Source organism: Erwinia sp. ErVv1 (assembly GCF_900068895.1).
Classification (GTDB): Bacteria; Pseudomonadota; Gammaproteobacteria; order Enterobacterales; family Enterobacteriaceae; genus Erwinia.
In genome coordinates this window covers 139,067-151,127 of record NZ_CDPK01000001.1, presented here as the reverse complement: position 1 = coordinate 151,127, position 12,061 = coordinate 139,067, and the positions used below count along the sequence as shown (strand labels likewise).

The 12,061-nt window shown below is 44.3% G+C and carries 8 protein-coding genes; 7 read left to right on the top strand and 1 reads right to left on the bottom strand.

The window, feature by feature from the left end; genetic code table 11:
* Positions 1 to 10 precede the first annotated feature (10 nt).
* Entirely contained in the window at positions 11 to 898 is an 888-nt protein-coding gene (locus A1830_RS00675; RefSeq protein ID WP_067700249.1) for a glycosyltransferase family 17 protein, read from the bottom strand.
* Positions 899 to 1,187: 289 nt separating this feature from the next.
* Here A1830_RS00675 and A1830_RS00670 point away from each other — a divergent pair, with 289 nt between their 5' ends.
* The 7 genes from A1830_RS00670 to A1830_RS00640 all read left to right on the top strand — a co-directional run bounded on the left by A1830_RS00670 (position 1,188) and on the right by A1830_RS00640 (position 12,061).
* Positions 1,188 to 3,017: an ABC transporter ATP-binding protein gene (locus A1830_RS00670; RefSeq protein WP_067700246.1), complete on the top strand. Its 1,830-nt coding sequence runs from the start codon at positions 1,188 to 1,190 to the stop codon at positions 3,015 to 3,017.
* Between the two features lie 1,524 nt (positions 3,018 to 4,541).
* Positions 4,542 to 5,492, top strand: a complete 951-nt coding sequence (locus tag A1830_RS00665; RefSeq protein WP_156484904.1) for a winged helix-turn-helix domain-containing protein — start codon at positions 4,542 to 4,544, stop codon at positions 5,490 to 5,492.
* Positions 5,493 to 5,539: 47 nt separating this feature from the next.
* Complete coding sequence (locus tag A1830_RS00660; protein WP_067700240.1) at positions 5,540 to 6,148, top strand: winged helix-turn-helix domain-containing protein; 609 nt, start codon at positions 5,540 to 5,542, stop codon at positions 6,146 to 6,148.
* Between the two features lie 282 nt (positions 6,149 to 6,430).
* Positions 6,431 to 7,192, top strand: coding sequence for a helix-turn-helix domain-containing protein (locus tag A1830_RS00655; RefSeq protein ID WP_082804046.1), 762 nt, complete (start codon positions 6,431 to 6,433; stop codon positions 7,190 to 7,192).
* Positions 7,189 to 8,859 (top strand): type III secretion system outer membrane ring subunit SctC, encoded by a 1,671-nt coding sequence (sctC, locus tag A1830_RS00650; protein WP_067700237.1) that lies wholly within the window; start codon positions 7,189 to 7,191, stop codon positions 8,857 to 8,859. The genes A1830_RS00655 and sctC overlap by 4 nt, the downstream gene beginning before the upstream one ends.
* Positions 8,850 to 9,989: a type III secretion system gatekeeper subunit SctW gene (gene sctW, locus A1830_RS00645; protein ID WP_067700233.1), complete on the top strand. Its 1,140-nt coding sequence runs from the start codon at positions 8,850 to 8,852 to the stop codon at positions 9,987 to 9,989. The genes sctC and sctW overlap by 10 nt, the downstream gene beginning before the upstream one ends.
* A 23-nt stretch (positions 9,990 to 10,012) precedes the next feature.
* The gene (locus A1830_RS00640) at positions 10,013 to 12,061 is read left to right on the top strand and encodes an EscV/YscV/HrcV family type III secretion system export apparatus protein (protein WP_067700230.1); all 2,049 of its coding nucleotides are present in this window, start codon (positions 10,013 to 10,015) and stop codon (positions 12,059 to 12,061) included.

Sequence of the window (12,061 nt, the reverse complement as noted above, 5' to 3'; positions counted from 1 at the left end):
ACGTCGGGATTTAGCTTCTGAAAAACTCGGCAAAGCGCTGACGATTTTCCACCAGCCAGCCAGGAAGATTCTCCTTTGTCACCGGGATGATTTCCATTCTGCGAGGGCGGTTCCAGATATCAATATTATTTTCGACACAGCGGCGAATATGGTCCGGGTTATTAAACTCCGGCAGGTCATGTTCGGTATGGGCGATGGTAGACATCTTCTCGCTGATACGGGCATCGGTCATTACCCATGAGAAATGCCAGCCTCCGTTATTAACTACCTGGGTTCGGTATTTTAACCAGTTCCAGCGAAACCAGTTATCACGAATGGGATTGCCCCGGCGTTTCACATTCCTCAGCAGTTCGGGTTGCCCATAAAAGAAGTCGCGTAGCGTACTGAAATGCACCATTTTGGTTAACGTTGCGCAGCGGGGGGAGCCGTCATCATTAAAAACCTGTACGTTGAATTTATAGTTATGGAAATGTTGATAGAGCGTGGTGCACAGGTGCCGTGGGCTGAATCGCGCGATGGCTTCCGGGCGGGGTATCTCATCAACATCGGACACAATGATGATGTCGTTATCCTTCGCACAGGTTAATCCGCGCATAATCGCGTTGCGCGCCACCCTTTCGTTTTCCCAGGGATCGGATTCGCCAGGGGCAATAACGGATCCATTCGATACAAATTCATGCTGATGAACAGTTGGGACGTGCTCATTAACGACATAAATAATTTGATCACGGAAGCGGGAGAATTTTTCAATATCGAAATTAAGTTTTTCACGTTTTTTACCTGTAAAGGTGTAACGCGATTCAACGATAACAAACTTATCAACGTGCTGGTGAAGGGTGTTAAGACGTAATTCCAGAAGCATGTCTTCATCATAATAGGTGAAGCAATCATAGATCATAGTGTTAAGGCCTGTTTTTCTTATTTGCCATGTCGTACGTAGCCAGAAGCGCTTAGGATATTACCAAACGTAAGGTTAGTGCGCAAAATATGTAAGCTTTGTTTAAGGACCATTTCACCGGCTTAACGGGTAATGTTGTTAAAGGCGGACCGGGTTCACAGAGAGTGTGAAGTCATGGATGTCATCAAATAGGGTGTGGTATCGGATTTATACACAGCCCAAATGTCCACCTTACGACGCGTCAATGGACTAAAATTAATTCCTTTAGCCGTAGATGTGAGCCTTAACTATGCTGTACAGCCGCTTTGAACGACTGATTGATATCTTCCGGGATGCCCCTGCTTCTACGCCGCCCAATAGCGTCTGGGCCTTTTATGTCTACTACCTGCGCCAGGTATGGCAGAGTTTTGCCCTGCTGCTGGTCGTGGGGCTGGTTGCCTCGCTGATTGAGGTCGCCCTTTTTCGCTATCTCAGCACCATTATTGATATGGTCAACGCCACCCCGGCCGCGACCTTTTTCAGCGATCATGCGTCGACGCTTATCTGGATGGCCGTGGTTGCGCTGGTATTGCGGCCACTCTTTATCGGCCTGCACGACCTGCTGGTGCACCAGACCATTAACCCCGGGATGACCAGTATGATCCGCTGGCAGAATCATAACTATGTGCTGCGCCAGAGCATGAACTTCTTTCAGAATGATTTTGCCGGACGCATTGCGCAGCGCATCATGCAGACCGGCAACGCCCTGCGCGACTCTGCGGTACAGGCGGTGGACGCTTTGTGGCACGTACTGATATACGCCATCACCGCGCTGGTGCTGTTTGCCGAAGCGGACTGGCGGCTGATGATCCCGCTGCTGGTCTGGATAGTGGGCTACATCATCAGTCTGATCTACTTTGTGCCCAGGGTAAAATCCCGCTCGGTGGCCTCTTCTGATGCCCGTTCAAAGCTGATGGGCACCATTGTGGATGGCTACACCAATATCACCACCCTTAAGCTGTTTGCTCACAGCGATCTGGAACGTCAGTATGCGCGTGAGGCGATTGGCGATCAGACCGAGAAAACCCGCCAGCAGGGCCGTATGGTGACCAATATGGATGTGGCGATCACCACGCTGAACGGCCTGCTGATCGTCGGTACTACCGGCCTGGCGCTCTGGCTGTGGACGCAGTCGCTGATAAGCGTGGGGGCCATTGCGCTGGCGACCGGGCTGGTTATACGCATTGTGAATATGTCGGGTTGGATCATGTGGGTGGTGAACGGCATTTTTGAAAATATTGGTATGGTACAGGATGGGCTGAAAACAATTGCCCAGCCGGTCAGCGTCACCGACAGACCCCAGGCGCCAACGCTTAAGGTCCACAGCGGTGAAATTCGCTATGAGAATGTTGATTTTAACTACGGTCACGACCGCCGGGTGATTGATAACCTTCAGCTGACTATCCGTCCGGGCGAAAAAATTGGTTTGATTGGCCCGTCCGGAGCGGGTAAATCGACTCTGGTAAACCTGCTGCTGCGGCTGTATGACCTGGATGGCGGCAGGATTTCCATTGATGGACAGGATATTTCTCAGGTCAGCCAGGAGAGCCTGCGCGCACAGATAGGCATGGTTACTCAGGATACCTCGCTGCTGCATCGCTCGATCCGCGACAATCTGCTGTATGGTCGGCCACATGCCACTGAGGAGGAGGTGCTTCAGGCCATCCACCGTGCCAAAGCGGACGAATTTATCCCTCTGCTTTCCGACTCCGAAGGACGTTATGGGCTGGATGCGCACGTTGGCGAGCGCGGCGTAAAACTCTCTGGCGGCCAGCGGCAGCGCATCGCTATTGCCCGGGTTCTGCTGAAAGATGCCCCTGTCCTGATTATGGATGAGGCGACCTCCGCGCTGGACTCCGAGGTGGAAGCGGCGATCCAGGAGAGCCTGGAAACGCTGATGGGCGGTAAAACGGTAATTGCTATCGCCCACCGTCTGTCCACTATCGCGAAAATGGATCGACTGGTGGTGCTGGAGAAGGGCCGCATTGCGGAGATAGGAAGCCATAGCGAACTGCTGGCGAAGGGCGGGCTATATGCGCGGCTGTGGCATCATCAAACCGGTGGATTTGTTGGCGAGTAGCCAGAGTAGAATGACATATTGACTACGGCCTGGCGGAACGATGGGAATTAAAGGATTAAGTGTGCTGCTGACGGTTAATTCTGTCGTTTCCTGCCGTGAAGAGAAGTCTGTTCACTGGCTTCTCTTGAGCCTCCACTAAGCAGTGACAGACACCAATCTCATTATTAACCGCTGAAGCATAGAGCTAAATATAAATTTTTTTACATTCTAAATCTTCCTGTCAGCTGATGCTTTTCCCCATGAGAACGTGGGTAATATAAACAGAATAAACAAGCTGGTGGCATGGCTAAATATTACCGTTCAGTTGGCCTTTCCACTGGCAATTACTTTTACGCCGATTATGGCGGCTATCGTGTTCTGGATGAGATAACCAAATTAGATATGAAGGGCAGAGCATAAAAACCGGCCTGCATCGACCTTCAAATGACCCTGTAAATAATTCTGGGTAACTGCCACCGCATTAAAGGTGATCGCTCCGGCGGTCACCGAACTCGATAATAAAGTGACTCATCGCCAGCAACCCGTTATGGAACGGCCTATTCCATTTTTTAGGCGACAGTCTTCCCAGATAAACAAAGCTATGTATCAATGTGTTCGACGTTAACACTTTAGTTTTTATATTTCCTGGCGGGCAGCCGAGGAAGGTATTGATAATTCCCCAGTACGCACGCCAGCTCTCGTTGTCTTGTGGAGATTGAACTTGCCGGAAACTTATGTGATTTTTCGAAGTCATTAGCTCAGCATCTTCTCTTGCTGCCTGATGCTACGCTTTCAGCCCGTCCACGCCGATAATCAGGAAATCCGGTGATTTTAGATACCCGAGTGCGCGACACGTCGGAATCGTACATCTTTGTCAGTAAGTTTAATCACCATAGTGGAAAAATGATTAAGATTAGCTTCGGTGTTAAGGTCTTTAACTCGTTCAGCCGCAAGGGTTTTAGTTTCTTTTGTTCCATACAAAATTCTTTATCCCCGTTATTGGAATGATGATATGAAAAACAGGCAGATACGAGATTAAGAGTACAGGCTCCTCAGTGACAGATCATTATTAGTAAAGCTGTATTTAACGAACGACCTTGAATATGTTGACAAATTTTGCATAATCTCTTATGAATCCTTACGGGTGATTTTGAAAAGAACACTGAGAAACTTATCCTATATCAATTAGTGTTTGTTTTTTTTTAAAAAAACGATGTTATGTGAGCACATTTACGATAATTTGCGCATATCTGATTATTTTTACTCTTAATGCCTTAATCTGTCCAGACCTGGAAACATCTGGCAGAACAGATACACTCCCTCTGAAAATATAAAAGATTCTAATGTATTATGAGGCTGGTATAATAATGTTGAAAAATCACTTTATAAGTAAGGAGAATAAAATGGTCGCTCCATTTCTGTGTAATGCAAATATGAATTAATCTATAACCGTTTTTATTGTTAAATAAGGCATCAATGTTTTTACTTAAAACTATTTAAAACAGTAATTTATGCACGTCAGGTAAGAAAAAAAAGGACCATTAATTGCTACCGCGCATGCCAGGACATCGGGAAAATGTCGAACGTCTGGTCAGGCTGGATAATGTGCAGCGGCATTCAGACAAACCATTAAAAGGAATTATCATCATGAGTGCAATTTACTATGAATTTGATCAGTTTCGCTTCATAAATGGGCGTTTGCTGAGTAAAGATAAAGGAGAAATAGCGCTGGCCCCCAAAGAAGCATCGGTTCTACTTTTTTTGTTGGAGCAGGCGAATACAGTAATTTCTAAAGAAGAATTAATCCGGGATGTCTGGAAAGGAGGAGCGGTATCAGATGAATCATTGACACGCTGTATCTATGTGCTGCGCCGTGCCCTTGGTCAAACGGATGGCAGGCGTTTCATTGAGACAGTTTATGGAAAAGGTTATCGGTTTCTTGCTCAGGTGAATGTAACAGAGGTACAGGAGCTGGAAAATAGAACCCACTCAGGTACACTTCAGGAGGATTTAGTCAAAGAATGCAGTATTGCATTGTTTCCTTTTAAAATGAAGCGGGAAAACACAGCGATTTGTCTGCATGATCAGCTGGTTGAATGGATGCAATATTTAAAAAAAGAAAATGATTTGTCAATTCAGCTTGTCTCTTCATTTTTTATTGAATCCCTGAAAAGCTACAGTAATTTCCTATTGCTTCTTGAAAAATCGAAGGCAGATTACTATATTACGGGCACTGAAATTAGTTATAAGGATCAAGGGATTATCAGGATGGAGCTGGTAAGAGCAAAAGACCATTCCGTCGTGCAGCGCGAAGCGGTATATTTATATGACGATATGAATATTTACTATCAGGCGCTTCTTTCAGTGATTATGACAATGATTTCATCAATTAATCCTGATGTTGCATCGAAGATAAATATCAAATCTAAGTTAGAACGTCTCGTCCAACTACCCAGCATAAGGCATGTTTCCGCGTTTTATATAAGTACTCAGTGACGTATTATGAGAAAATATTCTCTGTAAAAGAGAATAAGGGGCTGTGAATGCAGGGGAGTCGTATAAAAGGATATTGCTTCGGGGATTTCTACTTGAAATGTAACGAAGTTTTATATAAATCTCAGCAAGTCGTATCTGTTCCACCAAAGGAGATGCATCTCTTGAGCATTTTGGTGGAATGCGCGGGGCAGGTAGTTAATAAAGAAGAGCTTATTAGAACTATTTGGAGGTATGATGAAGTAAACGGAGAGTCACTTACACGATGTGTCTATGCCGTAAGAAAAATTCTCGGCGAGAACCCAAAAGGAAAGTATATAAAAACGCTTTACGGTAAAGGGTATGTTTTTGTATATCCTGTCAGCGTTGCGAACAACGCTAAAGTGACACATATACCTGAAATTGTGGGGTTGGTTAACGTTTTAAATGAAGGGGAGGCGACATTCGTTTCTTCTTTGCCACTGCCTAAAAACATCGCTCATGATGATGAGTCTGCAGTTATACTTTATCATTCATGTCAGCTCAACAGGAATGATAAGATAAAAATAGCGATCAACCTGGTTCAAGATCTTGATAAAGATCAATTATATTCTTCTCGGGTGAAATTGCTAAAAAATGAAATTATAAAAAAATTGATTACAATTGGAATGTCAACTTAACTCTGTGCTTTGAAGTCTAAGCTAATATGGTTAACATTGACCCATGTAAACCTCTCCTCCCGGGAGTAGGAGCCGTTACCGTAACGGCCCAGATTTATCGGATTTTTTCGGCGGTGAGGCATTGGGCTAAAGTTATTTTTTCTTATTAAATTAGCGCTATTATAAAAGTTGTATACATAATAAGATCTGTTGAATAGGTATCTCATCATTATTTCATCAGGATTGTACTCTCTTAACTATCTATACTAAAAGTATGATATTTGTTCTATTAAAGAGACAGTGATGAAAAGTAACATCGAGAGCGATTGCTTAACTTTTGGGGAGAGTTACGAATTCCCAGGTCACTCTTTGCTGCTTATCAAAGCCGGTCACGTTGGGTGTGATATAAGGATCAATTCAAGAGACAAAGAAGAAAGACTTTGTATAGAAATGCATGAGGGCGGAATGCTGGTATTGACTCCCTGCATGCTTACCCTTGAAATGGGTAATCTGTTTTATACAATGCTTGATCTCCCTCACCTGTCCAAACTGCAGGTTTTTATTGATAAAGCTCAGAGTAATAAAAAAGAACCCCATAACGCGACATATGGTTATTTGCCAGCGGACCTGAGTATGCAGCCGACGACAAGGGAAATTGAGTATTTTTTCCTGAATCAATCACTGACAAACGCTGATTCCATCAAGTCATTCAGCGAGGCATTAAGAAATAATGAATGGTACGATCTGGTTGAATTTCTGCTGGATGAGTCATGTGAGAGCTCAACTCAGCGCATAAGTACCCTTAGCCTACGTTATGGGTTATCTGTGTCCCATTTCCGGCGGCTTGCCCGTCAGGCTTTAGGAAACACGACCAAGGTAGAAATGCGCGACTGGAGGCTGGTAAGAGCAATACTGGATCTCATTGAAAGTAAAAATAACAATCTGACGACTATCGCGTTGAAGCACGGGTACGCCTCCCTGTCTCATTTCTCTAATGAAGTAAAGGAAGAATTCGGAGTGTCTCCGCGAAAATTAAAAAATTTACACATGCGAGATGATTCATGACCCTATCCCAATGGCATATAAGATTGAGTATTGTATTTGCTGCCTTACTGGTAGTTTGCGCGCCGCAAAACGGTTATGCCACTGAGCAAAATCAACAGGGTTATATCGCGCGGGAAGAGGGCGTCAAAGGTATATTTGACGCCATCTCTTCAATCATGCGTAAGCCTGTTATATTGAGTAAAGTTGCCGTTCGCAAGAAAATTAGCGGCGAGTTTGACATAACCAAACCTCAGGGAGTACTTACGGCTATATCCGATCAGCTTGGTTTGATCTGGTATAACGATGGTCAGGCTATTTATGTTTACGATGCATCAGAAATTCGTAATGCCGTCATTGTATTGCGTAACACATCGTTCAGTGTGGTTAGTGATTTCCTGAAAACTTCTGGCTTATATGATACACGTTATCCGCTTCGTTCTGATCTGCGTAACTCAACATTTTACGTTTCAGGGCCACCGATCTATATCGATTTAATCTCGAATGCAGCTAAGTATCTTGATCAAAAAAGTGATGGTTATGATGGGCGAGAAAATATCGCTGTAATACCTCTTTATAATACTTTCGTTGAAGACCGGGAATATAGTTACAGGAATGATAAAATCATCATCCCTGGAATATCCTCTGTGGTTAATCGTGTCATGACGAATGGTAAGAGTTCGGGAGGACGTATTCAGAACACAAAAACGAAGCTGGCTGAATATGATGATATGGGGCTACAGGATTTTCCTGATTCAGTAGACGCGGTGGTCGCCAGAGATATTCAGATGCTTGATGGGCAGGTCCGAACCCCGCTAACGGGTAATGGTATGAGCATAATTTCTGACCCAGGAACGAACAGTCTTTTGGTAAGGGGAAGCGCAGAGCAGGTTGATTATATTCGTAATCTGGTAAGTTCATTAGACAAACAGAAACGACATATAGAACTCTCTGTATGGATTGTTGACCTGCAAAAAGAGGCTTTTGAGAACTTAGGTGTTCAGTGGACCGGAAATCTCAATGTGGGTTCGAATCTCGGTATTTCATTGAATGGCGGCTCCAGCACCATAGATGGTGCAAGCTTTATGGTAACGGCACTGGCGTTAAGTGAGAAAAACCTGGCGAATATTGTGTCTCGGCCCATGCTACTTACCCAGGAAAATATTCCTGCCATATTTGATAATAGTCGTACCTTCTATTCTAAACTGGTGGGAGAGCGTACCGCACAGCTTGAAAGTGTGACTTACGGCACCCTGGTCAGTGTACTTCCTCGTTTCACTGCAAACGGCGAGGTTGAGATGATGTTGAACGTCGAAGATGGCAATCAGTACGATAACGCGCAGGTCAAAGTGGGTGATTTACCGGAGGTAGGCCGCACGAATATCAGTACTGTTGCCAGGGTACCCAGGGGTAAAAGTTTGCTGATCGGGGGGTATACGCGTGATGAAGATACCAGGGTTGAGGGAAAAATTCCCTTACTGGGCGATCTCCCCTGGGTCGGAAAGCTTTTCCGCTACTCGCGAGACAGGACGTCGAACATGGTGCGCGTTTTCCTGATTCAGCCACGTGAGATAGAAGCTCCTCTCAGTCCGGACGCAAGCACCCTGGTCGGCGAGATGAAGAATGATTTTGCCAGTGACAAGCTTCAAAACTGGATGATGAATTACCTGGACAGTCAAAAATGGCGCTAGGGATAGGTAAAGACGGCGCGGGCATGCAGCTTTATATGCAGCGCAGAGACAAACTTTCTACGGAAATGGAAGTGAACTCAGATCTGACAGAGCGGCGTGATGTTCTTTCAGAAGGAGAGGTACAGATCGCTGAGGATGAGTCGCCGGCAGCGATGTTGCAAAAATTTGCGCAGGCTACAGATGAAATGTCAGCGGCAATGGCGCAGTTTCGCAACCGGCGTGACTATGACAAAAAATCGGGCGCTTCGGGCGATACTGTCTTCGATCAGGTTTTGGATGAGGACATTGCACCGAAATTCGATAAGCTGGTGAAGATTCTCAAGGGTGCTGAAGGAAGCAATATTGAGAATCTACTTCGCCAGGCGCGAGCTTTTTTTCCTGATGATAGCGATCTTGTACTCGTTCTGCGCGAGATGCTGCGGCGAAAAAATCTCGATGAAATTGTCCGTAAGCGACTCAAAAATCTTCTCTCTCAGGTAGAAAAAGAGGCAAATCCCAAACGCTTGAAAGCGGGCATCAACGTTGCGTTGAAGGCGCGTTTGTTTGGAAAGAAATTGATGATGAGTCCCGCCCTGATGCGTGAAAGCTATCGGGACTTTCTGGAAAGTAATGAGGGCGAGATTGAACTTTATAAGGAGTGGATTAGCCTCTACGGAGTAGAAAAGCGTGGGATAGTTATTAATTTTATGGAAGATGCTGTACTGGCAGATATTGATTCAGCCGATCCAAGCTGTAGTCATATTGAATTTGGGTATCTTTTGGGCCGCATTGGTCAGATAAAGCTAATACGTTCATGCGACATTATCTTTATTAATAATATTGTTAATAACATTTTAATACGTGATTTTAACAAGGAAGAGTGTGACTGGATATATTTCATGTTTGGTGTATTGGAGAACCCCAGTCATGTCAGTTCACTTTTGATGGATATATTAGGGGGTTACCTTAGTTTTACCAGGAAAAATGATCGCGCAAAACTCTTGCAAACTATTTACATGGCCTGTAAGAGGATCCCGCATGAAGCTTTCAGCGAGCCGGGAAATCGGGAAATTATGCTGAATACGTTTGAAAATATAGCTGACAAAACATTGCTTGAAGAGAATATTGAACGTCGCCAGGAAGCAGAATAAATTCTAAAATGGATGCGTAATAAATGAATAGATTTTTAAGTAAAATAAGAAATCATCCAGAATTATTTATACTGGTGCTGGTCGTTGTTATTATCTCAATGCTGGTTATCCCCCTGCCTACCTATCTGGTCGATTTTTTAATCGGGTTGAATATGGTTCTTTCAATCATGGTATTTCTGGCATCATTTTACATCGACAGGATTTTGAATTTCTCAACCTTTCCTTCGGTGCTGCTTATAACGACATTATTTCGTTTAGCGCTGTCGGTAAGCACCAGTCGTCTGATTTTAAATGATGCAGACGCAGGTGAAATCATTGCCACCTTTGGACAATTTGTGATTGGTGACAACCTGGTGGTGGGATTTGTCATCTTCTCAATTGTCACCATTGTACAGTTTATGGTTATCACCAAAGGCGCGGAGCGTGTTGCTGAAGTGGCGGCACGTTTCTCCCTGGACGGCATGCCCGGAAAGCAAATGAGCATTGATGCTGATTTGCGTGCTGGATCAATTGATGCTGCTGGCGCATCAGAACGCCGGAGCGTGGTTGAACGTGAGAGTCAGTTATATGGTTCATTTGATGGAGCAATGAAATTCATCAAAGGAGATGCCATTGCAGGTATTATTGTTATTTTTATTAACTTTATCGGGGGAATTAGCGTAGGGGTGTCGCAGCATGGCATGGATATGTCAAGCGCGCTTTCTACTTATACTTTGCTGACTATTGGCGATGGTTTAGTCGCACAGATACCTGCATTATTGATTGCTATTGGTGCGGGATTTATTGTTACGCGCGTTAATGGCGATGGCGACAATATGGGCCGAACCATAATAAATCAGCTTTTCAAGAATCCCTCTGTGCTGGTTATTGGAGCAATCATTGCGCTTGGCATAGGCAGCTTACCTGGTTTTCCTTTTGCCGTATTTCTCATTTTAGCTGCGTCACTTACCAGCATTCTTTACTATCAGTACTGGAAAAAGAAGAAATCTCAGAGAGAATCAGACGTGCAGGTAGAAAGTAGTTTTGATCCTGATTCAGCCTCGGGCGACAGTGAGAGTTCTCTTGGCTTTATAACTGATCTGGACAGTATTCGATCTGAAACAGTACCTGTAATTATTCTTGTCAACGAAAGTGATGTAGCTATTTTCGAAAAAGAGAAACTTACCGATCGCTATCGCAGCCAGTTCTTCATTGATTACGGTATAAATCTTCCTGAAATCACATTAAAACCCTCGGTCAACACTGAACCAGGCACGGTAATAATCCTGATTAATGAGATAAAGGCCGATCAGTTTCGCGTAAAATTTACCCATTGTCGGGTTGTTAACAGTTCTGACGAACTGAAGCACATGGGAATCCCCTTTGTCACAATCGATAATATGGTGTGGGTTGACAAAGGGCAGAAAAAATCGCTTTCTACGCTAGGGTACCAATTACGAAATAGTATTGATGAAGTTTACTACGCGTTCTCCGCTATTATGATCAGGTATATTGGCGAGTATTTTGGTGTTCAGGAAACTAAAAATATGTTGGACAAACTCGAAGAAAAATATCCTGATTTGATGAAAGAGGTGATGCGGCATGCCACCATACAAAGAATTTCTGAGGTATTACAGCGCTTGCTAAGTGAACGTATTTCCGTGCGTAACATGAAACTTATTATGGAAGCTATTGCGCTATGGGCTCCGCGAGAGAAGGATGTTATTTCGCTGGTTGAACATATTCGAGGAGCGCTGGCTCGATACATTTGCCATAAGTTCTCGGCGGGAAGCACATTACGTGTAATCATGCTTTCGAGTGATTTTGAAGAGAAAATCAGGCAGGGGATCAGGAATACCTCTACAGGAACATTTCTCAATCTGGAGCCAGCAGTCGCTGACGAGCTTATGGATAAGTTTTCACTTGCTATGGAAAGTGTGACAATTTCATGTCTCGATCTTGTCGTTCTGTCTTCCGTTGATATCAGGCGTTTTCTAAAAAGATTTTTAGAAGCGCGATTTAAAGATCTTGAGGTTATGTCTTTTGGTGAGGTAACCGATACAGTATCAATTAGTGTTATTAAAACTATTTAA

Coding starts and splice junctions, on each gene's coding strand:
- A1830_RS00675 (WP_067700249.1), bottom strand. CDS start 898: ATGATCTATGATTGCTTCACCTATTATGATGAAGACATGCTTCTGGAA.
- A1830_RS00670 (WP_067700246.1), top strand. CDS start 1,188: ATGCTGTACAGCCGCTTTGAACGACTGATTGATATCTTCCGGGATGCC.
- A1830_RS00660 (WP_067700240.1), top strand. CDS start 5,540: ATGCAGGGGAGTCGTATAAAAGGATATTGCTTCGGGGATTTCTACTTG.
- A1830_RS00655 (WP_082804046.1), top strand. CDS start 6,431: ATGAAAAGTAACATCGAGAGCGATTGCTTAACTTTTGGGGAGAGTTAC.
- sctC (WP_067700237.1), top strand. CDS start 7,189: ATGACCCTATCCCAATGGCATATAAGATTGAGTATTGTATTTGCTGCC.
- sctW (WP_067700233.1), top strand. CDS start 8,850: ATGGCGCTAGGGATAGGTAAAGACGGCGCGGGCATGCAGCTTTATATG.
- A1830_RS00640 (WP_067700230.1), top strand. CDS start 10,013: ATGAATAGATTTTTAAGTAAAATAAGAAATCATCCAGAATTATTTATA.